We start from the raw sequence: 22,158 nt of genomic DNA on the forward strand, positions 1-22,158 counted from the left end.
AATGTGGGAGCTGGCTTGCCTGCGATGACGGCCTGTATTGCAAAAAAATGTATAGCCTTGCCACACCACGAAACAATTCTGCAGCCGTTTAGCCACCCGCCCAACTGTTCCCGTGACGCGCACGTCACCCTCGGCTGTGACCTTTCTCTACGGCAAGATGCCATCACCGCCTCAGCGGTTACTCCGCTACACACTTACCGCGGCAAAAAAGATGCACCTTTTTCGTGCGGGCTTTTATTGCGCCGCCCTTTCCTGGATCAGAATCCACGGCGAAACCACCACCGCCCACAGGCTCGGATCGCGCTCCACCAGGTCCAGCGCCCGCGTCGCAGACACTTCGCCAAGGCTCCCCGCAGCCAGCCACCCGGCGACTTTGTCGCGGTTATCCTCGGCCATGCCTTCGGCCGCTTCGATCAAATCCAGGCCAGCGTCGACCCACAATAGGGCACCCTTGGCAAAGAACGGCTCAAGCTCCTTCCAGGAAATTTCGGCAGTTTCACCGAGCAGCTTGGCATAGAGGGTGCTAGGTTCTTGCGTCATGGGAGTTCACCTGAATAAAAAATCGGCGCAATCATAACGTCGAGCGTCAGGCAGAAAAACCCAGTTGCAAATGCGTCATCGATTGAAAGGGTCAGGAAAGCCAAGGATTGCCCGGAACTCTGGCATCACCCCGCCGCAATTCTGTCTTTTTCTTTCATTTAAGCGACATACCCGGGTTTTGCCCCCAGCAGCCAGCTTTTCAAGCGATCAACCGGCGCTCTACACTGTACCGGTACAGTTGCCAGGGCACTGCCGGGGGGATATCCGAGATATCTGATCCGGTTCTGCAGCTCACAAGGCCGCTAGAACTATAAAAAATACAACAGTAAGAGTGGAGCACTATGAATAAGGCTACTAAGCAGATTTCCAAACTGTTTGCCGCTATGGTCCTGGCTGGGGTTGCCGGCCATTCGTTCGCAGCCGACACCATCAAGATCGGTATCGCAGGTCCTAAAACCGGTCCTGTGACGCAATACGGCGACATGCAATTCATGGGTGCCAAGCAAGCCATCGCCGACATCAACGCCAAGGGCGGCGTCGACGGCAAAATGCTTGAAGCCAAGGAGTACGACGACGCTTGCGATCCTAAACAAGCCGTTGCCGTGGCCAACAAAGTGGTCAACGACGGCGTCAAGTTCGTGGTCGGCCACCTCTGCTCCAGCTCCACTCAGCCAGCCTCCGACATCTATGAAGACGAAGGCGTGATCATGATCACCCCGGCTGCCACCAGCCCGGAAATCACTTCCCGTGGTTACAAACTGGTCTTCCGCACCATCGGCCTGGACAGCGCCCAAGGCCCTGCGGCCGGTAACTACATCGCCGACCACGTGAAGCCAAAAGTCGTTGCGGTCATTCACGACAAACAGCAGTACGGTGAAGGCATCGCCACCGCCGTTAAACAGACCCTCGAGAAGAAAGGCGTGAAAGTTGCCCTATTCGAAGGCATCAACGCCGGCGACAAAGACTTCGGTTCGCTCATTCAGAAGCTCAAGCAAGCCAACGTCGACTTCGTCTACTACGGCGGCTACCACCCTGAGCTGGGCCTGATCCTGCGCCAAGCCAAGGAAAAAGGCGTGAACGCCAAGTTCATGGGCCCGGAAGGTGTCGGCAACGACTCCATCTCGCAAATCGCCCAGAACGCTTCCGAAGGCCTGCTGGTTACCCTGCCGAAGTCGTTCGACACCGATCCGGCCAACAAGGCCATCGTTGAAGAGTTCACCAAGAACAAGCAGGACCCAACCGGTCCGTTCGTGTTCCCGGCCTACTCGGCTGTTGAAGTCATCGCCGGCGGTATCGCTGCCGCGAAGTCCGAAGACACCGCCAAAGTGGCTGCGGCCATCCACGCTGGCACCTTCAAGACCCCAACCGGCGACCTGAGCTTCGACGCCAAGGGCGACCTGAAGGACTTCAAGTTCGTGGTCTACGAATGGCACTTCGGTAAACCAAAAACCGAAGTTTCCCCTCAGTAAGCCAGGCGTTACTGGTCCAACAAGCCCACTGTGAGAGCAGTGGGCTTTGTTTTACGAGGTTTATGGGCCTGACACCCGCGATCCGGGCGCTGGCTCACCTGAAAATCTTAAAACCGTCACCAGCGGTTCGCTGGCAAACGCTTTGTGCAAATGTGCTCACAGAACACAGCACGGGGCCGGAACATGACTCCACCAGTGAAATGCGTATCGGGTTTTTAGGAGCGCTGTAATGCCTGAGATCTATCATTTTTTCCAAACGCTGGTTAACGGCATGACCGTTGGCAGCACCTATGCCTTGATAGCCATTGGCTACACAATGGTTTACGGCATCATTGGAATGATTAACTTCGCCCATGGCGAGGTGTACATGATTGGCTCCTACGTGGCCTTCATCGCCCTTGCCGGGCTGGCCATGCTGGGTATCCACTCCCTGCCGCTGTTGATGACCGCTGCGTTCCTTGCATCGATCGTCGTGACCAGTGCCTATGGCTACAGTATCGAGCGTGTTGCCTACCGTCCCTTGCGTGGCAGCAACCGTTTGATCCCGCTGATTTCCGCCATCGGCATGTCGATTTTCCTGCAGAACACTGTACTGCTGTCCCAGGACTCCAAGGACAAGTCCATTCCCAACCTGATTCCGGGGAGCTTCTCCTTCGGCCCGGGTGGCGCACAAGAAGTGCTGGTTTCGTACATGCAGGTCCTGGTCTTCGTCGTCACCCTGGTGGCGATGCTGGGCCTGACCCTGTTCATCTCCCGCTCCCGTCTGGGGCGTGCCTGCCGGGCCTGCGCCGAAGACATCAAGATGGCCAACCTGTTGGGCATCAACACCAACAACATCATTGCCCTGACCTTCGTGATCGGTGCTGCGCTGGCCGCCGTCGCGGCGGTGCTGCTGAGCATGCAGTACGGCGTGATCAACCCCAACGCCGGTTTCCTGGTAGGCCTAAAGGCTTTCACCGCGGCGGTATTGGGCGGCATCGGCAGTATCCCGGGCGCGATGCTCGGTGGCCTGGTGCTGGGTGTGGCTGAAGCCTTTGGTGCCGATATCTTCGGTGACCAATACAAGGACGTCGTGGCGTTCGGCCTGTTGGTTCTGGTGCTGTTGTTCCGTCCGACCGGCATCCTGGGCCGTCCGGAGGTTGAGAAAGTATGAGCAGATATCTTAAATCGGCGTTTTTCAGCGCCTTGCTGGTATGGGCCGTGGCCTTCCCGGTACTCGGCCTCAAGCTGAGCATTGTCGGCATCAACCTTGAAGTGCATGGCACAGGGCCCGTCACCCTGACCGTCATCGCCCTGTGTTCGGTGCTGATGTTCCTGCGCGTGTTGTTCAGCGATCAGTTCAATGCCTTGCTCAAGAGCAACCGTGGTCCGTTGGTATCGCCCAAGGTCAGCCAATTCCTGACCCTGCCGCGCACCCAACGCTACATCATCATTGCCCTGATCATCGCCGCGTTGATCTGGCCGTTCTTCGGCTCGCGCGGTGCGGTCGACATCGCCACCCTGATCCTTATCTACGTGTTGCTGGGCCTGGGCCTGAACATCGTGGTGGGCCTGGCCGGCCTGCTCGACCTGGGTTACGTGGGCTTCTATGCCGTGGGTGCCTACACCTATGCGCTGCTCTCACATTACCTGGGCTGGAGCTTCTGGATCTGCCTGCCACTGGCTGGCATGGCGGCGGCGACGTTCGGCTTCCTGCTGGGCTTTCCGGTGCTGCGCCTGCGCGGTGACTACCTGGCGATCGTGACCCTGGGCTTCGGTGAAATCATCCGCCTGTTCCTGCGTAACCTCACCGATATCACCGGTGGCCCCAACGGCATCAGCAGCATCCCCAAGCCAACGTTCTTCGGGCTGTCGTTCGACCGTTCCGCCGCTGAAGGCATGCAGACGTTCCACGAGTACTTCGGGATCGACTACAACCCGGTGAGCAAAGTGGTGTTCCTGTACCTGGTGGCGCTGCTGCTGGCACTGGCCGCCCTGTTCGTGATCAACCGCCTGCTGCGCATGCCCATCGGCCGTGCATGGGAAGCGCTGCGCGAAGATGAGATCGCCTGCCGCGCACTGGGCCTGAACCCGACCATCATCAAGCTCTCCGCCTTTACCCTGGGCGCTGCGTTCGCCGGTTTCGCCGGCAGCTTCTTCGCCGCGCGCCAAGGCCTGGTGACCCCGGAGTCGTTCACCTTTATCGAGTCGGCGATCATCCTCGCCATCGTGGTACTGGGGGGCATGGGCTCGCAACTGGGCGTGATCCTCGCGGCGATCGTGATGATCCTGCTACCGGAAATGATGCGTGAGTTCAGCGAATACCGCATGTTGATGTTCGGCGCCATGATGGTGCTGATGATGATCTGGCGTCCTCAAGGTTTGCTCCCGATGCAACGCCCACACATGGAGCTGCGCAAATGAGCCGCGAGATCCTGAAAGTTGAAAACTTGAGCATGCGCTTCGGCGGCTTGCTGGCGGTCAACGGCGTGGCCCTGACCGTGAAAGAGAAACAAGTGGTCGCGCTCATCGGCCCCAACGGGGCCGGCAAGACCACGGTGTTCAACTGCCTCACCGGCTTCTACAAGCCGAGCGGTGGCAGCATCCTGCTGGACGGTCAGCCGATCCAGGGCCTGGCCGGTCACGAGATCGCCCGCAAGGGCGTGGTGCGGACCTTCCAGAACGTGCGCTTGTTCAAGGACATGACGGCGGTCGAGAACCTGTTGATCGCCCAGCACCGTCACCTGAACACCAACTTCTTTGCGGGACTGTTCAAGACCCCGGCGTTCCGCAAGAGCGAGCGCGAGGCCATGGAATACGCCGAGTACTGGCTGGACAAGGTCAACCTCACCGAGTTTGCCAACCGCCCTGCTGGCACCCTGGCCTACGGTCAGCAACGTCGCCTGGAAATCGCCCGCTGCATGATGACCCGTCCGCGGATCCTGATGCTCGACGAACCGGCCGCCGGCCTGAACCCCAAGGAAACCGAAGACCTCAAGGCGCTGATCAGCGTGTTGCGTGAAGAAAACAACGCCACGGTGTTGTTGATCGAACACGACATGAAGCTGGTCATGAGCATTTCCGACCACATCGTGGTGATCAACCAGGGCACGCCTTTGGCCGACGGGACACCGGAGCAGATCCGCGACAATCCTGAAGTGATCAAAGCCTATTTGGGGGAAGCGTAAAATGCTGCAATTCGAAAACGTTTCCACTTTCTACGGCAAGATCCAGGCCCTGCACAGCGTCAACGTGGAAGTGCGCCAAGGTGAGATCGTCACGCTGATCGGTGCCAACGGCGCCGGCAAGTCGACCTTGCTGATGACCTTGTGCGGATCGCCCCAGGCCCATAGCGGCAGCATCCGCTACATGGGTGAAGAGCTGGTGGGGCAGCAGTCGTCCCACATCATGCGCAAAAGCATTGCGGTAGTGCCGGAAGGCCGCCGCGTGTTCTCGCGCCTGACGGTCGAAGAAAACCTCGCCATGGGCGGCTTCTTCACCGACAAGGGCGACTACCAGGAGCAGATGGACAAGGTGCTGCACCTGTTCCCTCGGCTCAAGGAACGCTTCAGCCAGCGCGGCGGCACCATGTCCGGCGGCGAGCAGCAAATGCTCGCCATCGGCCGGGCGCTGATGAGCAAGCCCAAGCTGTTGCTGCTGGACGAACCTTCCCTGGGCCTGGCGCCGATCATCATCCAGCAGATCTTCGACATCATCGAACAACTGCGCAAGGACGGTGTGACGGTGTTCCTGGTGGAACAGAACGCCAACCAGGCCTTGAAGATTGCTGACCGCGCCTATGTGCTGGAAAACGGCCGGGTGGTGATGCAGGGCACGGGCGAGCAGTTGCTGACCGATCCGAAGGTACGTGAAGCGTACTTGGGCGGGTAATCGTTCTGCTCCTGAAAACGGCCTTTACAGGCCGTTTTTTTATGGGTGCTAGAACGGTCATCTCGACACAACAGTTCAATTTCCTACAAAAATAAAAGAAATTTCAAAACCGTCTGTAACGTACGAATCTCGACGTTCTCTAGTAGGTTAAGCATGCATCATCGCTTCCTTGACTCACCTTATCAAACTGGAGAAACACCATGAAAACTTCGAACCGTTCCCTGTCTGCAGCTTCCCTGATCCTGGCCTTGGGTTCTGCCCTGAGCCTATCCACTCTGACCACCACCGCCCATGCTGCCGACGACATGCAAAAATGCTACGGCGTCGCTGAAGCCGGCAAGAACGATTGCGCTGCAGGCGCCGGCACTTCCTGCGCCGGTACTTCGAAAGTCAAAGACCAGGCCAACGCCTGGAAGCTGGTTCCTGCCGGCACTTGCCTCAAAACCCCGAGCTCCACCTCGCCGACCGGTTATGGCCAGGAAGCGGCATTCACCGCCAAATCCTGATCCCTCGCAAAACCTGAGTACTGATGATGACTCTTTCATCCCTGCCAGCCGTCTCCCAGGCTCAGGCGCCCGGCCTTCCCGGCCGGGCCGGACTGGGGCTCAAGCATGAGCACTTCATTGAAGTGCTCGAGACCTCACCCGATATCGGTTTTTTTGAAGTGCACGCCGAAAACTACATGGTGGCCGGCGGCCCGTTTCATCATTACCTGGGGTTGATCCGCGCACAGTACCCACTGTCCTTGCACGGTGTGGGCCTGTCCATCGGTGGCGAAGCCCCACCGGGCCGTGAGCACCTGGCACGGTTGGCGGCACTGATCGAGCGCTATCAACCTCATTCCTTTTCCGAACACCTGGCCTGGTCCAGCCACGGCCCGGTGTTTCTCAATGACCTGCTGCCCCTGGCTTACGACAACGCCACCCTGCAACGGGTGTGCGAACACGTAGACCAGGTGCAAAGCACGCTCAAGCGCACGATGCTGCTGGAAAACCCGTCGACCTACCTGCAATTCCAACGCTCCACCCTGGACGAAACCGACTTCATCAGTGAAATCATTCGCCGTACCGGCTGTGGCTTGCTGCTGGATGTGAATAACGTGTACGTGTCCTGCATCAATCATCAACGTGATCCGCAGTCCTACATCGATGCCTTGCCGTTGCACACGGTGGGAGAGATTCATCTGGCCGGGTTTGCCGAAGACACCGACAGCCTGGGTGATCGCTTGTTGATCGATGACCACGGCGCCCCTATCGATAACGCCGTGTGGCAACTCTACGAGTCGGTACTGGCACGCATCGGTCCAGTGGCAACGCTGATCGAGCGGGATAACCAGTTGCCCGCGTTCAGCGTGCTGCAAGCCGAGGCCCGACAAGCCGAATGGCATCTTTCACAGGTGACGCCATGAGCCGGCATGACGCTTTTACCGCCGCCTTGTTGGCACCCGAACTGCCTTGCCCCGATGGCCTTTTCAGCAGTAACGGCGCCGATCCGGCCAGCCGCTTCGCGGTGTACCGCAACAATGTGCACAGCTCACTGATCAACGCCTTGGCGGCGGCTTATCCCGTGACATTGCAACTGGTGGGCGACGCGTTTTTCCGCGCCATGGCCGGCCTTTATGCACAGGCGCACCCGCCCACCAGCCCATTGATGAGCGAGTACGGTAGCGCGTTCGCCTGCTTCATCGAGACGTTCGAACCGGCAGCCAGCGTGCCTTACCTCGCAGACATGGCCCGGTTGGAGCGCTTGCGGGTACAGGCCTACCACGCGGCGGACGAGCATCCCCTGGATCAGCAGACCGTACTGCAAGCGCTGCAAGGACAAGCGGAACTGGGCGAGCTGCGCCTGCAATGGCATCCCTCCCTGGCCACGCTGGATTCAGCCTATGGCGTAGTAGCGCTGTGGGCGGCGCACCAGACCGAGGGAGGTCTGGAAAACCTGGATCCCAGGCAGGCACAGAGTGCCCTGGTGTTGCGCCAGGGTCTGGAAGTCAAGGTATTCGCCGTCAGCCCTGATGCAGTGGCGTTCATCAACAGCCTGGCCCGGGGCGCGACCTTGGAAAACGCCGTGGAGCGCGCGCTTGAGGCTGACGCCCAGTTTGACTTGCACCAATGCCTGGCGCTGCTGATCAGCCACAACGCCATTACTCATCTGCATCCAGAACAAGAGGTATCGCCATGAACACTCACCCTTCGGGTCTGATCAATCAGGTCATCGCGCTTTTCGAGCAAATTCCCTACAGCCTGATCGCCTTTCTCGCGCGCTTTTCGATTGCCGCGGTGTTCTGGAAATCCGGACAAACCAAAGTCGAAGGCTTTGCCGTGGACCTGATCAACGGCACCTTCCAATTCGGTGAACCGCGCCTCGCGGCCTCGACGCTGCCGCTGTTTCGCAGCGAATACCATGTGCCGTTGCTATCGCCGGAAGTCGCAGCGCACTTGGCTGCGTTTGCCGAGCACTTTTTCCCGGTGCTGATCCTTGTCGGGTTCGCCACGCGCTTCTCGGCCCTGGCTCTGATCGGCATGACTCTGACCATTCAATTGTTTGTCTACCCGGATGCTTACCCAACCCATGGCACCTGGCTCGCGTTATTGCTGTTGCTGGTCGCGAAAGGCCCGGGTCGCTTGTCGATCGATCACCTCATCGCTCGCCGCTACCGTTAAAGGCGGTCCAGGGCTTCGCCGCTACGCTTGAACCACTCCACCAGGTAGTCGGCCAACACCTGGGTGCGACGCGGCAAGCCGCCCTGATACGGATGCACCAGGTACATCGGCATGCTGCGCGTCTGATAATCGCGCAGGAGCCAACGCAATCGGCCTTCCGCCAATTCCGTCGGCAACACGTAGGACGGCAGCCGTGCAATGCCCGCTCCCACCAGCGCAGCCTTTTTCAGCAGGTTGTAGTGGTTGGACGCAAAGGTGCCGCTGACGCGTACTCGCAGTAATTCGTGCTGCTGGTGGTACAACCACTCTTCACGGCCGCTGTAGTGGCTGTTGAGCAGGCAAGCATGGTTGGCCAGGTCGGCCGGCGTCTCAGGTTCGCCGTGTTGCTCAAGGTAAGCCGGGCTGGCGCAAGTCATCTCACGCCAGGCCAGCAACGGCTTGACCACCAGGCGCTCGCTCTCAATGGAACCTGAGCGTACCCCCAGGTCGAACCCATCTCGCGCCAGGTCTCGATAGTTGTTATTGAGCTCCAGCTCAATTTGCACCTGCGGGTATTGCTTGGAAAACTCCAGCAGCAGCCCATCAAAAAAGGTTTCCCCCAAGGACACTGGCACCGTCATGCGCACTGGCCCGGCAAGATCGTCCTTGAGCCGGGCCAATGCCTGACGTGCACGATCCACCTGCACCACCAGGGCCTGGGCCTGGGGCAACAAGGCCGCACCGGCTGCCGTCAGGCTGAGCCTGCGCGTGGTGCGGTGCAGCAACACCACAGAGAACCGCGCTTCCATCTGGCTGATACGCTTGGACAATTGCCCTTTGCTACAGCCCAGTTGCTCGGCGGCGACGGTAAAACTGCCGGCTTCGATCAGCACGGCAAAGGCTGCCAAGTCATCCATCTCGCTCATGGATTGTTTCCAAAAGAAAACCAAAGGTTGCCTATTAGCGCGTTTATCCAGCAAAAAAGCCACTCTAGACTGAACCTTCACTTACTCCCGGAGGAACAGCACCATGAAAATCCTATTGATTGGCGCCAGCGGCACCGTCGGCTCGGCGGTCAAGGCGGAACTGGCTCAGCGTCACGAGGTGATCAGCATCGGCCGCAGCAGCGGTGACTTCCAGGTGGATATCAGCGACAGCGCGTCGATCCGCAAGCTGTTCGAACAGACCGGTAAATTCGACGCCCTGGTCTGCGCAGCAGGCAGCGTGAACTTCGTGGCATTGGGCGAAATGAGCGAGAGCGATTTCGAGCTGGGCTTGCGTGACAAGCTGATGGGCCAGGTCAATCTGCTGCTGATCGGCCGTGAGTTCGCCAACGATGGTGCCTCGTTCACCTTCACCAGCGGCATCCTCAACCGCGACCCGATCCGCACCGGCGCCTCGGCTGCATTGGTCAATGGCGCCATCGATGCCTTCGTCAAAGCGGCCGCCATCGAGCTGCCACGAGGCCTGCGCGTAAATGCTGTCAGCCCGACAGTGCTGGTGGAAGCCATGGGCAGCTATGCACCGTATTTTCGTGGTTTCAAACCCGCGGCAGGTGCTGACGTGGCGTTGGCCTACGCGAAGAGTGTCGAGGGTTTGCAGACCGGGCAGACCTACATCGTCGGTTGAGCGGCAACTGTCTCAGGTGATAACTGAGACATCCACTCAACCACCAGCGCACGCGGGGCTATAAGCCTTAACGCCCCGCCCAGTTGGCTGTGAACCCGGACCGTACTTATCTGATACCCGTCTACATAAAATGTGACGTACTTTAGGTAGGCCAGCAACGTGATGGATTTTGTCCTTGCTGTCGCCTCTGGGCTCAGTGAAACATTCACTTCGACATAACCCGGCACAGGGTGCTCACTTCCCTTGAGTATCACCGAAATATCCGTGAAATCGGTGGCTGACGAGTAGGAGAGCTGGGCGGGCTCGCCTGAGAAGGCTGCATTGGCCCAGAGCATGAGCACACAGATACACCATTTGATATTCATTGCTGCTCCCACTCAAAAGAGCTCGACGTTCTCATGCCTCTCCAAACCCAAGTGTAGGAAACGCCTGATCGGCGGCGCTACTTTTCCCATCCGTTCCGGGCCGATGGTTCAAACCATGTCCCGGGCTTGTGATGCGGCGCCGGCCTGAGTAACGTGACGGCACTTGCCTGGAGACCCGATAATGCGTGCCGCCCATACCCTGTTCCTGCTTGCCCTGCTTCCCTTGTTCGCTGCCTGCCAAATGTTCGAGAGTGATCCTGCCAAGCCGTCGCTGGCCGGGCTGACGCGCATGCAGGGTGAACTGACTGCGGTTGGCGGCAAACTGCTGTTCCAGCCGTGCAACGACAAACGCAACTACGTGGTCAACGACACCGGTGGCACCAGCATCCTGCAGGAAGCGGCCTCCCTGGCCGGTCAGCAAGGCGCGTTGTTTGCCGACCTGCGCGGCAAGTTCTCCGGGGTTGCCAGCGGCACCGAGGGCAGCGTCGACCTGCAACAACTCTACCGCGTCGAGCGCTCGACCTCGGCCTGCGGCGACCCGGACTTCAAGCGCATGATCCTGCGCGCCAACGGCCACAAGCCGACCTGGGTGATGAACGTGACCGCCAAGGGCCTGGTGCTGGAACGCGAAGGCCAGCCACCACTGGCGGTGCCCTATGTGGAAGAGCAAATCGGTGACGGTCGCTTTAACCTGATGACCGAGGCCAACAATCAGCACGTGGAATTGTGGGTGGCGCCGCAGCGTTGTGTCGACCCGGTCAGCGGCAGTTTGCAACACATGACCGCCGAGTTGCGCGTCAATGGCCAGGTCCAGCGCGGTTGCGCATCGTTCGGCGGCTCGCGCGACGACTGACGCGACGCCATGCTGTTTTAACATGACGGGAAACGGTCATTGGGGCTTATAATCGCCGGTTTGCAAAACAGCCGGCCTCTCTGCCCGCCGCCTACCGGATCCCGTCATGTTACGAATCACCGAACTCAAGCTGCCCATCGACCATCCCGAAGAAGACCTGCGGCCTGCCATCGTGCAGCGCCTGGGCATCGCCAGTGATGACCTGCTCGATTTCACCCTGTTCAAACGCAGCTACGATGCGCGCAAGAAGTCGTCGGAACTGTGCTTCATCTACACCATCGACCTGAACGTAAAGGGCGAAGCCGCCCTGCTGCTCAAATTCGCCGACGACCACAACGTCAACCCGGCGCCCGATGTCAGCTACAAGGTCGTAGGCCAGGCACCGCAAGGCCTGACCGAACGCCCGATCGTCGTCGGCTTTGGCCCCTGTGGAATCTTCGCCGGGCTGCTGCTGGCGCAGATGGGCTTCAAGCCGATCATCCTCGAGCGCGGCAAGGAAGTGCGCCAGCGCACCAAGGACACCTGGGGCCTGTGGCGCAAAAGCGTGCTCAACCCCGAGTCCAACGTGCAGTTCGGTGAAGGCGGCGCCGGGACCTTTTCCGACGGCAAGCTGTACAGCCAGATCAAGGACCCGAAATTCCACGGCCGCAAAGTGCTGCACGAGTTCGTCAAGGCCGGTGCGCCGGAAGAAATCCTCTACGTCAGTAAACCGCACATCGGCACGTTCCGCCTGACCGGCGTGGTGGAAAACATGCGCGAGCAGATCATCGCCCTGGGCGGTGAAGTGCGCTTCGAGCAGCGGGTGACCGATGTGCTGATCGAAGACGGCCAGTTGAATGGGGTGGTCATTGATGGCGGCGAACAGATCCTTTCCAAACATGTGATCCTGGCCTTGGGCCATAGCGCCCGTGACACCTTCCGCATGCTCCACTCCCGTGGCGTGTACATGGAAGCCAAGCCGTTCTCGGTGGGTTTCCGTATCGAACATCCGCAGTCGCTGATCGACGCCGCGCGCCTGGGCAAATACGCCGGGCACCCGAAACTCGGCGCCGCCGACTACAAGCTGGTGCACCACGCCAAGAACGGCCGCTCGGTGTACAGCTTCTGCATGTGCCCGGGCGGCACCGTGGTGGCGGCGACTTCCGAGCCGAACCGCGTGGTCACCAACGGCATGAGCCAGTACTCGCGCAACGAGCGCAACGCCAACTCCGGCATCGTGGTCGGTATCACCCCAGAGGTGGACTACCCAGGCGGCCCGCTGGCCGGTATCGAGTTGCAGGAACGCCTGGAGTCCCACGCCTATGTCCTCGGCGGCAGCAACTACGAGGCTCCCGCACAACTGGTAGGTGATTTCATCGCTGGCAAGCCGTCCACCGCGATTGGCAGCGTGGAGCCTTCCTACAAACCTGGCGTGTCTCTTGGCGATTTGGCCCTGGCCTTGCCCGACTTCGCCATTGAAGCGATCCGCGAAGCGTTGCCAGCGTTCGAGAAGCAGATCAAGGGCTACTCGCTGCACGACGCGGTGTTGACGGGTATCGAGACGCGCACCTCATCACCGTTGCGGATCACCCGTAACGAATCGATGCAGAGCTTGAACGTGAAAGGGCTGTTCCCTGCCGGTGAAGGCGCTGGTTACGCCGGTGGGATTCTATCGGCGGGCGTGGATGGGATTCGGATTGCAGAGGCGTTGGCGCGGGATATGCTGGGGCTGCACGGCTGACACATAACCCGTAGGAGCCCGGCAAGCCGGGCTCCTACGGGTTCAGATATTGGCGCGCAAGATGCTGTCCGGCAACGGCTCGCCCCGTTCGACACTGGCAGCAACAGCCGCAATCAAACCGTCCAATTCATAACCCTGCCCCGCCAGCCAGGCCTGATCGTAGTACGTCGTCGCATACCGCTCACCACCGTCACACAATATCGCCACGATCGACCCCGACTCCCCCTCCGCTTTCATCTGCTGCGCCGCCACCAGGGCACCAATCAGGTTGGTCCCGCTGGAGCCACCGACCCGTCGTCCCAGCCGGTCGGCCAGGTAATGCATGGCCGCCAGCGACAGGGCATCCGGTACCTTGACCATCGCATCGATGACCTTGGGCAAAAACGATGCCTCGACCCGTGGTCGGCCAATGCCTTCAATCCGCGAACCGCAGTCCAGGCGCAAACTGGCATCACCACTCTGGTAGAAATCAAAGAACACCGAACGCTGCGCATCGGCACACAACACGCGGGTGCAATGCTGGCGATAACGCACATAACGACCGAGCGTAGCGGTGGTGCCGCCGGTGCCGGGGCTGGAGATCAACCAGCTCGGCTCCGGATGCTGCTCGAAACGCATTTGCTGGAAGATCGACTCGGCAATATTGTTGTTCGCCCGCCAGTCGGTGGCACGTTCGGCGTAGGTGAACTGGTCCATGAAATGACCACCGCTTTCCCGCGCCAGGCGTTCGGATTCGGCGTAGATCTGCGTGGGGTCCTGTACCAGGTGGCTCTTGCCGCCGTAGAAGGCAATCTGTGCGATTTTTTCCTGGGACGTGGTGGCTGGCATTACCGCAATAAACGGCAAACCCAGCAGACGCGCAAAGTAGGCTTCGGAAATCGCCGTCGAGCCACTGGATGCTTCGATCACCGGCGCACCAGGCTTGAGCCATCCATTACACAATGCGTACAGGAACAACGAGCGTGCCAGCCGATGCTTCAGGCTGCCGGTGGGATGGCTGGACTCGTCCTTGAAGTACAACTCGATACCCGGCAATCCTGGTAACGGCAAGGGAATCAGGTGCGTATCGGCACTACGCTGGAAGTCTGCTTCAATGATACGAATGGCTTCGCGGGCCCAGGGACGGTGGTCGCTCATGGAGAGTTTCTCTGAAGGTGTCAGCCCTGATTTTAGGGGGTTTCCTACACGCCACACAGATACAGTACCGACTCAATCAGACACACAATTGCTAGGCTTGGCGGCAACATCACCCCAGCCAGCCACTTATAACAAATAAGAATATAACTTTTGTTTTAACAACTAACGGTACGGGTTAGGGTACCCACCTATTGAACCTGGATTGGAGAGCATCCCTTGCCTCTGCGTAGCACTTTCACCCGTTTCTTCCAGCTGGAAGCCGCCAGCGGTCTGTTGTTGATCGCGGCTGCGGCCTTGGCGCTGATCATCAACAATTCACCGTTGTCGCACCTGTACAGCGCGTTTCTCGATGTGCCGGTGGTGGCGCAGATCGGCGCGCTGAAAATCGCCAAGCCCGCCCTGCTGTGGATCAATGATGGCCTGATGGCTCTGTTCTTCCTGCTGATCGGCCTGGAGGTCAAGCGCGAGTTGCTCGACGGCCACCTGTCCAAGCCCTCGCAAGTGGTGCTGCCTGGCGCCGCGGCCATCGGCGGCATGGTGGTGCCGGCGCTGATCTACTGGGCGATCAACAAGGACTACCCCGCCGCGCTTTCCGGTTGGGCGATTCCCATGGCCACCGACATTGCCTTCGCCCTCGGCGTACTGGCCTTGCTGGGCAAACGCGTGCCGGTGTCGCTGAAACTGTTCCTGATGACCCTGGCGATCATTGACGACCTCGGCGCGATCATCGTGATCGCCGTGTTCTATTCTGCCGATCTGTCCGGTGCCGCCCTGGCGGGTGCGGGCGCCTGCCTGATTGGGTTGATCGCGATGAACCGCCTGGGCGTGATCAAGCTCGGGCCGTACCTGATCGTCGGGCTGATCCTGTGGGTGTGCGTCCTAAAGAGTGGTGTGCACGCAACGCTGGCCGGTGTGACATTGGCGTTCTGCATCCCGATGCGCACCAAAAACGCCGAGCCCTCGCCGCTGCTCACGCTGGAACATGCCCTGCACCCCTGGGTGGCCTACGGCATCCTGCCGCTGTTCGCCTTTGCCAACGCCGGCGTGTCCTTGACCGGCGTAAGCCTGGAAAGCTTCACCCACCATGTGCCCATGGGCATCGCCGCGGGCCTGCTGATCGGCAAGACCATCGGTGTGTTCGGCCTTACCTGGCTGGCCATCAAGACCGGCCTGGCCGCCCTGCCCAGCGGCGCGAACTGGGGCCAGGTATTCGGCGTGGCGATCCTGTGCGGTATCGGCTTTACCATGAGCCTGTTTGTTGGCTCCCTGGCATTCGTACCGGGGGCCAGTGAGTTTGCCGGGGAAGACCGGATGGGGATTTTGACCGGGTCGATACTGGCGGCGTGTATCGGGTATGCGGTGACGGCAATGGCGAGTCGTAAAAAGGCCGCACCTCAGGTTTGAATTTGACAGCCTCGAAAACCAAAAACCCCAACCAGTCACCCGGTTGGGGTTTTGTGTTTCTACAACCGACGGTTAGCGAGTAACGCGGCTGGTACCGTCAACGGTCATGATGCGTACGCGGTCGCCGATGCGGAAGATTTCATTCTCCTGCACGGCCTGCACGTAGGCACGTATGCTGCCGTCGTCTTCGCGCACGGTGATTTCCACACCTTGGGTACGGGTCAGGCCTTCTTCGGTGGCCGAACCCAGCAGGCCGCCAGCAACAGCGCCGATCACCGCGGTCACGATACTGCCACGGCCACCGCCGATGGCACTGCCGCCAACACCGCCGATAACGGCGCCGGCAGCGCCGCCGATTGGGGTCTTGGTGCCTTCGATTTTCACCGGACGCAGGGATTCGATGGTCCCCATACGCACGGTCTGGACACGACGCGCCTCGTCACGGGAGTACGAGTCGCCGGTCAGACTCGAGGCGCAGCCACCCAGCAGCAACGACAGGGTAGTAAAGCAGGCAACCAGTAAAACAGACTTACGCATAGCATCAACTCCAAAGGACAGGTGGTCATTAAACGCTGCAGCTTGACGCCTGTCACGGCAAGCACCGCAGAAAATTGCTTTCATTCAGCCTTAGTACAGACTGCCCACACCAGAAAAACAGACGAACGGTAGCGCTGCTCTCTCAACCGGGATCTTCATGGATTACTTCATCATTGTAGTCACAACCCTTGCGGGACTGTATTTCCATGCCTGGTTGTACCTGCGCATCAGGCGTTGGATAGACCGTGACCTGGCACTGTCGCTGGCGGGTAATGATCTGCACAAGCGCACCTTCATGCTGCAACAGCTGCAAGAGGCTCGCCGCTTGAAGATCAAACGGTCCCACTTGCCTCACTGGCTGAAGAACGCGGCACAGCAGTACACGCCCGAAGCCTCTTCAATAGAGACGTCGGGGTGACAGGCATCATTCAAGCGGAGTGACGAAAGGTGCAGCTCAGGGTGCCAGGCGTTCGCGGGTCCAGTCGGCCCCTTGCAGGCGATAGTTCAGGCGGTCATGCAAGCGGCTGGCGCGGCCTTGCCAGAACTCGATGCGCTCGGGTAACAGGCGATAACCACCCCAGTGCTCCGGGCAGTCAGGCTGGGTATCGCTGAAACGCTGCTCGGTAGCCTTGAGCAGGTCCTGCAGCTCTTCCCGGTCACGGATGACCTGGCTTTGCGGAGACGCCCATGCCCCCAGGCGGCTGCCCAAGGGACGAACCTGATAATAAGCATCCGACTCTTCAGGCGTGACCTTCACCACTCGACCCTCAATGCGCACTTGGCGCTCCAGGGTCGGCCAGAAAAACGTCATGGCTGCAAACGGCCGCGCCGCAAGCTGTTGGCCCTTGGCGCTCTGATAATTGGTGAAGAAGGTAAAGCCCTGCGCATCCAGGCCCTTGAGCAACAGGATGCGGCAGTGCGGGCGACCGTCCTGGTCGACCGTGGCCAAGGTCATTGCATTGGCCTCAACCGGTGGCTGCTCGGTTTTCACCGCGTCGGCAAACCACTGGTGGAACAAGGCAAACGGCTCGCTCGGGGCCTGGGCCTCGCTCAAGCCATCCCGTGTGTAGTCACGGCGCATATCGGCCAGTGCCTGGGTCATGCGGCTTTATCCTTCTGGTTCAGCAGATCAGTTTTTCGCCTGGTCGTTTGCCGGTGCAGCAGCCTTGGCTTTGGCGGGTGCCGCTTTTTTCGCCGCTGGCTTGGCCGGGGCTTTCTTGGCCGCTGGCTTGGCAGCCGCTTTCTTGGCGGTCGAAGCCTTCTTGGCCGGGGCCTTGGCGGCTGGAGCCGGAGCTGGAACATCCTGCACCGCCACCATTTCGGCGACAGGCGGGGTCTTGCCCGACTGATATTTGCTCAGCAGCGCCAGCATGGTAGTGCGCTGGGTGAACATGATTTCCATGCGACGGTTCAAGGCGCGGCCCTGGCTGCTGTCGTTGGCGGCACGTGGCATCAGGTCGCCCATGCCGCGCAGCATCAGGCGGTCCTGCTTCAAACCGCTGAGGCTGAAGATCGAGGCGATGGACTGTGCACGCTCCTTGGTCAGCGCCTGGCTGGCCGGGGCGGTGCCGGTGGCATCGACGTGACCCAGTACCAGCACGGCAGTCTTCGGATCGGCTTCAACGGCCTTGGCAACCCGGGTGAACGGACCGAGGGTGACCGGCAGCAGCATGGCCGGGCGTTTCGGGTTGTAGGAACCATCAACCGGGGCAATCACCACGAGCACGTTGTCGCGACGCTCGAGTTGCAGGTTGCTGTCCTTGATAGCCGCACGCAGACGCGGCTCATAGTCGTCCAGCCAGGCTTGGGTGATTTTCGGGTCGGGCATCGGCACGTTGGTCACGTCGACCTTGGCCAATGGCTTGGGTTTGCTTTCGAACGGCCACCACCAGTGGGTTTCGGTGTCGGTCTTGGCGACTGCTGGGGCTGGATCAGCGGCCTTCAGGTCGGCTTTCAGGTCGGCCTTCGCATCGGCTGCCTTCTCATCGGCGCTCTTGGAGGAAAACGGCCACCAGCTGGAACCGGTGTCCGCCTTGGCGGCGGGAGCTGGAGCCGAAGCTGGTGCTGCGGCGGCGGCAGCTACCGGTGCTGCAGGCTTGACGCCTGCAGCCGGCTTGGCGTCTGGCTTGGCGTCTGGCTTAGCTTCCGGCTTGGTGTCGGCCTGGGTCAATGCGTCCTTGGTCGAGGCCTTATCGGATCCAAATGACCACCAATGCCCGCCCTCGGCATCATTTTGTGGAGTTTGTGCGCAACCGGTAATAGTGAGACATAGCGCAAGAGCCAAGGACTTGTTCGATAACATGAGATATCCACAAAATGAGAAAAAACCAGGGATCTAGATGATCCGTTAAACAGACGCTTGCAGAAGAATAAAGTTACAACTTTTCCTACAGCGTCTTCTTATAGTTGCCTTTGTAACAAAAAAACGTGAAACAGCAAGGGGTTTACAGACAACCGGCCAATATTCTGACCAACTTCTGTGCCCGCGGGTCCATAAGTACATAAGGTCCGAGTGTATTAGTCACGAAACCGAACGCAACATCATGTTCAGGATCGGCAAACCCCACCGAACCACCAGCGCCCGGATGCCCGAATGCACGTGGGCCAAGGCCGAAGGTGGCATTGGCCAACTGCGGCTGATCCAACATGCAGCCCAGGCCGAAACGGGTTTGTGTCAATAATGTTTTATCCGGACCGATGCTGTGCTCGCGAGTCAATTGTTCGAGCATGTCGGCCTCCAGCAAACTACCGTCCAACAGTCCACTATAAAAACGCGCCAGGCTGCGCGCATTGCCGTGACCATTTGCCGCCGGCTGCTGCATACGGCGCCATTCGGGTTTATTAGTGCTGGTCAGAATAGACGGTGGATTGGCAAATGCACGCGTGGTCATCGCCGTCGGTTCGCGCATCATTACTTGCAGTAGACGTTGCGCGGCTTCATCGCCCATATTGCCTTTGCTGCGCGCTATATGGGCCACGCGATAAAATTCTTCGTCCGCCAGGCCCACATGGAAGTCCAAGCCCAATGGCCGTGCGACCCGCGCCACGATGGACTCTCCCGGCCCGCGCCCATCGGCACGCCGCAGTAGCTCACCGACCAGCCAGCCGTAGGTGATCGCCTCGTAGCCATGGCCCTGGCCCGGTGTCCACCACGGGGCTTCGGCCGCCAGGGTGTCGACCATCAGTTGCCAGTCGTACAGGGCTTCGGTGGGGAGCATCTCGCGGATCGCCGGCAACCCGGCCTGATGGCACAACAACTGGCGCAGGGTGATGGTTTCTTTCCCGGCCGCGGCAAACTCCGGCCAGACGTTGGCGACCGGCGCATCCAGTTGCAACTTGCCTTCGGCCACCAATTGCAGGGCCGTGACGGCGGTAAAGGTCTTGGTACAGGAGAACAGGTTGACGATGGTGTCGCTGTGCCAGGCCTCGGCGCCGTCCTTGTCGGCGGTGCCGGCCCACAGGTCGACGACCGTTTCGCCGCCGATCTGGATGCAGAGCCCGGCACCACGCTCCTGCGGGTCATCGAACAACGCGGCGAACGCTTCACGTACCGCTTCGAACTGGAGTTCGTAATGACCCTGGATCTGCACCTGAGCGCCCTCGGAAAACATCGAAAAAAGTGGCCGACATTGTTCCAGCCCTGGTGGGTTTTGTGAACCCGTCAGCGTTCAATCAATGACCGTTCCCGGAGTGACCGCCTGCATGCCCGGCGCCCTGCCCCGGGCCTTTGCCTTCATGCCCGGCCCTGCCACCTTCGCTTTCACGCGTGGCGCCTGCCGCCTTGGCCTTTTGCGCTTCCTTGCCCAGTTGGTCGACCGCCGCCAGGTTGCTTTTGCGCACACTCTCCACAAAACCCTGGAACGGTACGTCGGTGATACCGACCAGGCCAAAGTGACCGTTTTCACCGTCCAGCAGACGCCCGGTCACCGGCTGGTCCAGGTACTGGAACCAATGCACGCCGACAATCGACGGCTCGGCCATGGCCTGCTTGAGGAAGTTGCCATACGCCGCGCCACGATCTTCTTCCCTGGCCAACTGTGTCACGCCGCCCCAGAACGGCCCACGGTCGGCCGAGCCGAAATTGAATTCGGTGATCAGCACCGGCTTGTCCAACGCCCGCAACGCGGCGAAGTCGTAGCCGTCCTGAGGCTTGAGGGTGTACATGTTGAAACTCAACACATCGCAGTACTGCGCGCAGGAGGCCACGGCTTCCGGCGTGCTGACCGCATAACGGCCACCCAGCAGCAGTTGATGGGGCGCGTGCCATTTCAGCGAGTCGGAAATGGTCTTGAAGTAGGCATCGGCGAAGGTCTTCTGGAAGTATTTGAAGTCCGCCTCGATTTCCGGGTGCTCGGGATTCGGCATCGGCGGTTCGAAACCCGGGTCCTCCATCAGCTCCCAGCCCTTCAATTCGATACCCCAGGCTTTCGACAAACCTTCTTCGTTGCGGTACTTGTCGCGCAGTTGCTTGAGGAACGCGCGCTTGGCCGGTACGTCGGTGGTCATGCGCAACGTGCCGTACGCCAAGGCGTAGCGGGATTTCGGATCATCGCCAGGGCCGGCCCAGGCCAACTCGTTGTCGGCAAAAAAGCCGATCAACCACGGGTCATCGCGGTGGTCACGGGCGGCAATCGCCACGGCGCGCTCGGTGGCCATGGCGAAACGCGGGTCGAACGGGTCGGGCATGCCGCCCCACCAGTCGGTGCCGGTGCTGATGCTGGCGTAATCGCCGACGATCGACAGCGGCAAGGTGTAGGGAACCCGGCCGGCGGTGGCCAGGCTCTCGTCGCTCCAGTTGCCGACGGTGTTGAAACCCCAGGCCTGCAAGCGGTCGAGGGTGTGAGTGACCCAACGTTTCTGGTCGAAGCCGTCACCGCCATAGGTACGCTGCAAGTTGGCGCCGTAAAAGTCATACCAACGCCCGGCACCGAAGCCACGGCCTTCCCCCGCGCCATTGCCGGTGCGGTTGTCGCCGCTGCCGTAATACTTGTCGAAGGGTTCGCCGCCCTTGGGCAGCGCGGCGAACATCCATTCACGGCCGGCCACATAGGTCTGGCTGTTGTCCGGGGCCACGGTATTGACGCCCAGGGAGTAGAACGGATGCCCTTGCGGTGTCACCAGGTACCAGCGCCCGTCGCGCTTCTCGGTACGGAAAAACCCGCTGGCGTCGAATGCCGGGCCTTTGTTCCAGCCACCGTATTGGTCCAGCGCGGATTTATCCCGCGTGGCCAGCCAACCCTGGAGCTGCTGTTGCTCCTTGGCGGCAGCGGCTTTGAGTTGTTCGTCGCTGCTGACTTTTTCCGGCCACCGCGCACGGGTGGATTGACCATAGGCATCCACCAGCTCGCTGTAGGCCGCCTTCAGCACCGGCTCGCTGTCCTGCAAGCCGAAGCGCTCCAGCAGGATGCTCTGGGCGGCGTTGGGTTTGAGCATCGACAGCGTCACCGAAACCACCTGGCTGCGGTCGATCTCGCCAGCGCTACTGGCCAGCAACACACGCTGGCCGTCCACGGTGATCGGCATCGGTGGGCCGGCCTTCATGCCCTGGCTCAGCGGCGAATTGGCCTGCAGCGGAACCAGCAAGGTCTGAGCCGGGCCGGCGGGCAGGTCGATGCGGCTGACCAGGGTCTTGCCATCCGCGCTCTGCACCTTGACGTAGAGGGTCAACGCCCAGTCCATCGCACTCTGGATGCGCAGGCTCATGGCACCCGACCGGGACCAGTCCCAGGCGCCGGTCTGCGGGCTCAGCACCAGGCTCGGTTCGGCGGCCGGGTTGAACGTGATGCGGCGCAGCACTTCGCCTTCGGGGGTTTGTTCGGCGTTGTATTGCGGCAGGCTGGCGTCCTGGGTCGCCACCTTGACCACATCGGCAGGCCGGACGAAGTTGAACAAAGTCTGTTGCCCCGCAGGCGCAGCCATCAAGGGCGCGGCGAGCAGCAAGGCAAAAAGAGCGGGCAGCGTGCGAATCATACGAACAAGGTTCTCCCAGACG

At 60.3% G+C, this 22,158-nt stretch carries 23 protein-coding genes; 14 read left to right on the forward strand and 9 right to left on the reverse strand.

Going from position 1 to position 22,158, the window contains the following annotated elements; translation table 11 throughout:
- Positions 1 to 234: 234 nt before the first annotated feature.
- The gene (locus BMX59_RS00470; protein ID WP_092241248.1) at positions 235 to 540 is read right to left on the reverse strand and encodes a DUF2288 domain-containing protein; all 306 of its coding nucleotides are present in this window, start codon (positions 538 to 540) and stop codon (positions 235 to 237) included.
- A gap of 341 nt (positions 541 to 881) precedes the next feature.
- On the opposite strand from BMX59_RS00470, the gene BMX59_RS00475 reads away from it, so the two are divergent.
- From BMX59_RS00475 to BMX59_RS00515, 9 genes are all read left to right on the forward strand, one after another.
- Positions 882 to 2,009, forward strand: a complete 1,128-nt coding sequence (locus BMX59_RS00475; RefSeq protein WP_058425228.1) for a branched-chain amino acid ABC transporter substrate-binding protein — start codon at positions 882 to 884, stop codon at positions 2,007 to 2,009.
- Positions 2,010 to 2,238: 229 nt separating this feature from the next.
- Entirely contained in the window at positions 2,239 to 3,162 is a 924-nt protein-coding gene (gene livH / locus BMX59_RS00480; protein ID WP_071488852.1) for a high-affinity branched-chain amino acid ABC transporter permease LivH, read from the forward strand.
- Entirely contained in the window at positions 3,159 to 4,412 is a 1,254-nt protein-coding gene (locus BMX59_RS00485) for a high-affinity branched-chain amino acid ABC transporter permease LivM (protein ID WP_058425230.1), read from the forward strand. The genes livH and BMX59_RS00485 overlap by 4 nt, the downstream gene beginning before the upstream one ends.
- Complete coding sequence (gene livG / locus BMX59_RS00490; RefSeq protein ID WP_016975067.1) at positions 4,409 to 5,176, forward strand: high-affinity branched-chain amino acid ABC transporter ATP-binding protein LivG; 768 nt, start codon at positions 4,409 to 4,411, stop codon at positions 5,174 to 5,176. The genes BMX59_RS00485 and livG overlap by 4 nt, the downstream gene beginning before the upstream one ends.
- A 1-nt stretch (position 5,177) precedes the next feature.
- Positions 5,178 to 5,879, forward strand: coding sequence for an ABC transporter ATP-binding protein (locus BMX59_RS00495; RefSeq protein WP_017844798.1), 702 nt, complete (start codon positions 5,178 to 5,180; stop codon positions 5,877 to 5,879).
- Between the two features lie 200 nt (positions 5,880 to 6,079).
- Entirely contained in the window at positions 6,080 to 6,385 is a 306-nt protein-coding gene (locus BMX59_RS00500) for a BufA1 family periplasmic bufferin-type metallophore (RefSeq protein ID WP_092241246.1), read from the forward strand.
- A 23-nt stretch (positions 6,386 to 6,408) separates the two neighbouring features.
- Positions 6,409 to 7,287, forward strand: a complete 879-nt coding sequence (locus BMX59_RS00505) for an MNIO family bufferin maturase (protein WP_093119272.1) — start codon at positions 6,409 to 6,411, stop codon at positions 7,285 to 7,287.
- Positions 7,284 to 8,060, forward strand: coding sequence for an HvfC/BufC N-terminal domain-containing protein (locus BMX59_RS00510; protein WP_093119274.1), 777 nt, complete (start codon positions 7,284 to 7,286; stop codon positions 8,058 to 8,060). The genes BMX59_RS00505 and BMX59_RS00510 overlap by 4 nt, the downstream gene beginning before the upstream one ends.
- Entirely contained in the window at positions 8,057 to 8,542 is a 486-nt protein-coding gene (locus BMX59_RS00515; RefSeq protein WP_092241240.1) for a DoxX family protein, read from the forward strand. Before BMX59_RS00510 ends, BMX59_RS00515 begins: the two co-directional genes overlap by 4 nt.
- Here the strand turns inward: BMX59_RS00515 and BMX59_RS00520 are convergent.
- Complete coding sequence (locus BMX59_RS00520) at positions 8,539 to 9,447, reverse strand: LysR family transcriptional regulator (RefSeq protein ID WP_092241238.1); 909 nt, start codon at positions 9,445 to 9,447, stop codon at positions 8,539 to 8,541. The two genes, BMX59_RS00515 and BMX59_RS00520, sit on opposite strands and share 4 nt — an antisense overlap.
- A 103-nt stretch (positions 9,448 to 9,550) precedes the next feature.
- Between BMX59_RS00520 and BMX59_RS00525 the strand changes: the two genes are divergently transcribed.
- Entirely contained in the window at positions 9,551 to 10,150 is a 600-nt protein-coding gene (locus BMX59_RS00525; RefSeq protein ID WP_092241236.1) for a short chain dehydrogenase, read from the forward strand.
- On the opposite strand, the gene BMX59_RS00530 is transcribed toward BMX59_RS00525, so the two are convergent.
- Positions 10,135 to 10,515 carry a hypothetical protein gene (locus tag BMX59_RS00530; RefSeq protein ID WP_092241234.1) on the reverse strand — a complete coding sequence of 127 codons (381 nt, stop codon included), beginning with the start codon at positions 10,513 to 10,515 and terminating at the stop codon, positions 10,135 to 10,137. The genes BMX59_RS00525 and BMX59_RS00530 overlap by 16 nt on opposite strands.
- 181 nt (positions 10,516 to 10,696) lie before the next feature.
- Between BMX59_RS00530 and BMX59_RS00535 the strand changes: the two genes are divergently transcribed.
- Both BMX59_RS00535 and BMX59_RS00540 read left to right on the forward strand, forming a co-directional pair.
- Entirely contained in the window at positions 10,697 to 11,368 is a 672-nt protein-coding gene (locus tag BMX59_RS00535; protein ID WP_093119277.1) for a COG3650 family protein, read from the forward strand.
- A 106-nt stretch (positions 11,369 to 11,474) separates the two neighbouring features.
- A complete protein-coding gene (locus BMX59_RS00540) occupies positions 11,475 to 13,088 on the forward strand; it encodes an NAD(P)/FAD-dependent oxidoreductase (protein ID WP_093119279.1) in 1,614 nt (537 codons plus the stop codon).
- Between the two features lie 42 nt (positions 13,089 to 13,130).
- On the opposite strand, the gene BMX59_RS00545 is transcribed toward BMX59_RS00540, so the two are convergent.
- Entirely contained in the window at positions 13,131 to 14,225 is a 1,095-nt protein-coding gene (locus BMX59_RS00545) for a PLP-dependent cysteine synthase family protein (RefSeq protein ID WP_092241228.1), read from the reverse strand.
- 216 nt (positions 14,226 to 14,441) lie between these two features.
- On the opposite strand from BMX59_RS00545, the gene nhaA reads away from it, so the two are divergent.
- Positions 14,442 to 15,629, forward strand: coding sequence for a Na+/H+ antiporter NhaA (gene nhaA, locus BMX59_RS00550; protein WP_093119282.1), 1,188 nt, complete (start codon positions 14,442 to 14,444; stop codon positions 15,627 to 15,629).
- Positions 15,630 to 15,701: 72 nt separating this feature from the next.
- Here the strand turns inward: nhaA and BMX59_RS00555 are convergent, their stop codons facing one another.
- Positions 15,702 to 16,166 (reverse strand): outer membrane lipoprotein, encoded by a 465-nt coding sequence (locus BMX59_RS00555; protein WP_093119284.1) that lies wholly within the window; start codon positions 16,164 to 16,166, stop codon positions 15,702 to 15,704.
- Positions 16,167 to 16,323: 157 nt separating this feature from the next.
- On the opposite strand from BMX59_RS00555, the gene BMX59_RS00560 reads away from it, so the two are divergent.
- Positions 16,324 to 16,584 carry a hypothetical protein gene (locus BMX59_RS00560; protein ID WP_092241224.1) on the forward strand — a complete coding sequence of 87 codons (261 nt, stop codon included), beginning with the start codon at positions 16,324 to 16,326 and terminating at the stop codon, positions 16,582 to 16,584.
- Positions 16,585 to 16,620: 36 nt separating this feature from the next.
- On the opposite strand, the gene pdxH is transcribed toward BMX59_RS00560, so the two are convergent.
- From pdxH to BMX59_RS00580, 4 genes are all read right to left on the reverse strand, one after another.
- Positions 16,621 to 17,268: a pyridoxamine 5'-phosphate oxidase gene (gene pdxH, locus BMX59_RS00565; protein WP_071488840.1), complete on the reverse strand. Its 648-nt coding sequence runs from the start codon at positions 17,266 to 17,268 to the stop codon at positions 16,621 to 16,623.
- Positions 17,269 to 17,295: 27 nt separating this feature from the next.
- The gene (locus BMX59_RS00570; protein WP_093119287.1) at positions 17,296 to 18,468 is read right to left on the reverse strand and encodes an OmpA family protein; all 1,173 of its coding nucleotides are present in this window, start codon (positions 18,466 to 18,468) and stop codon (positions 17,296 to 17,298) included.
- A 142-nt stretch (positions 18,469 to 18,610) separates the two neighbouring features.
- Positions 18,611 to 19,756: a serine hydrolase domain-containing protein gene (locus tag BMX59_RS00575; RefSeq protein WP_093120056.1), complete on the reverse strand. Its 1,146-nt coding sequence runs from the start codon at positions 19,754 to 19,756 to the stop codon at positions 18,611 to 18,613.
- Between the two features lie 82 nt (positions 19,757 to 19,838).
- Entirely contained in the window at positions 19,839 to 22,136 is a 2,298-nt protein-coding gene (locus BMX59_RS00580) for a beta-galactosidase (RefSeq protein WP_093119289.1), read from the reverse strand.
- Positions 22,137 to 22,158: the final 22 nt, after the last annotated feature.

Source organism: Pseudomonas sp. NFR09 (assembly GCF_900111535.1).
GTDB classification, from domain to species: domain Bacteria; phylum Pseudomonadota; class Gammaproteobacteria; order Pseudomonadales; family Pseudomonadaceae; genus Aquipseudomonas; species Aquipseudomonas extremorientalis.

Coding starts and splice junctions, on each gene's coding strand:
- BMX59_RS00470 (WP_092241248.1), bottom strand. CDS start 540: ATGACGCAAGAACCTAGCACCCTCTATGCCAAGCTGCTCGGTGAAACT.
- BMX59_RS00475 (WP_058425228.1), top strand. CDS start 882: ATGAATAAGGCTACTAAGCAGATTTCCAAACTGTTTGCCGCTATGGTC.
- livH (WP_071488852.1), top strand. CDS start 2,239: ATGCCTGAGATCTATCATTTTTTCCAAACGCTGGTTAACGGCATGACC.
- BMX59_RS00485 (WP_058425230.1), top strand. CDS start 3,159: ATGAGCAGATATCTTAAATCGGCGTTTTTCAGCGCCTTGCTGGTATGG.
- livG (WP_016975067.1), top strand. CDS start 4,409: ATGAGCCGCGAGATCCTGAAAGTTGAAAACTTGAGCATGCGCTTCGGC.
- BMX59_RS00495 (WP_017844798.1), top strand. CDS start 5,178: ATGCTGCAATTCGAAAACGTTTCCACTTTCTACGGCAAGATCCAGGCC.
- BMX59_RS00500 (WP_092241246.1), top strand. CDS start 6,080: ATGAAAACTTCGAACCGTTCCCTGTCTGCAGCTTCCCTGATCCTGGCC.
- BMX59_RS00505 (WP_093119272.1), top strand. CDS start 6,409: ATGATGACTCTTTCATCCCTGCCAGCCGTCTCCCAGGCTCAGGCGCCC.
- BMX59_RS00510 (WP_093119274.1), top strand. CDS start 7,284: ATGAGCCGGCATGACGCTTTTACCGCCGCCTTGTTGGCACCCGAACTG.
- BMX59_RS00515 (WP_092241240.1), top strand. CDS start 8,057: ATGAACACTCACCCTTCGGGTCTGATCAATCAGGTCATCGCGCTTTTC.
- BMX59_RS00520 (WP_092241238.1), bottom strand. CDS start 9,447: ATGAGCGAGATGGATGACTTGGCAGCCTTTGCCGTGCTGATCGAAGCC.
- BMX59_RS00525 (WP_092241236.1), top strand. CDS start 9,551: ATGAAAATCCTATTGATTGGCGCCAGCGGCACCGTCGGCTCGGCGGTC.
- BMX59_RS00530 (WP_092241234.1), bottom strand. CDS start 10,515: ATGAATATCAAATGGTGTATCTGTGTGCTCATGCTCTGGGCCAATGCA.
- BMX59_RS00535 (WP_093119277.1), top strand. CDS start 10,697: ATGCGTGCCGCCCATACCCTGTTCCTGCTTGCCCTGCTTCCCTTGTTC.
- BMX59_RS00540 (WP_093119279.1), top strand. CDS start 11,475: ATGTTACGAATCACCGAACTCAAGCTGCCCATCGACCATCCCGAAGAA.
- BMX59_RS00545 (WP_092241228.1), bottom strand. CDS start 14,225: ATGAGCGACCACCGTCCCTGGGCCCGCGAAGCCATTCGTATCATTGAA.
- BMX59_RS00555 (WP_093119284.1), bottom strand. CDS start 16,166: ATGCGTAAGTCTGTTTTACTGGTTGCCTGCTTTACTACCCTGTCGTTG.
- BMX59_RS00560 (WP_092241224.1), top strand. CDS start 16,324: ATGGATTACTTCATCATTGTAGTCACAACCCTTGCGGGACTGTATTTC.
- pdxH (WP_071488840.1), bottom strand. CDS start 17,268: ATGACCCAGGCACTGGCCGATATGCGCCGTGACTACACACGGGATGGC.
- BMX59_RS00570 (WP_093119287.1), bottom strand. CDS start 18,468: ATGTTATCGAACAAGTCCTTGGCTCTTGCGCTATGTCTCACTATTACC.
- BMX59_RS00580 (WP_093119289.1), bottom strand. CDS start 22,136: ATGATTCGCACGCTGCCCGCTCTTTTTGCCTTGCTGCTCGCCGCGCCC.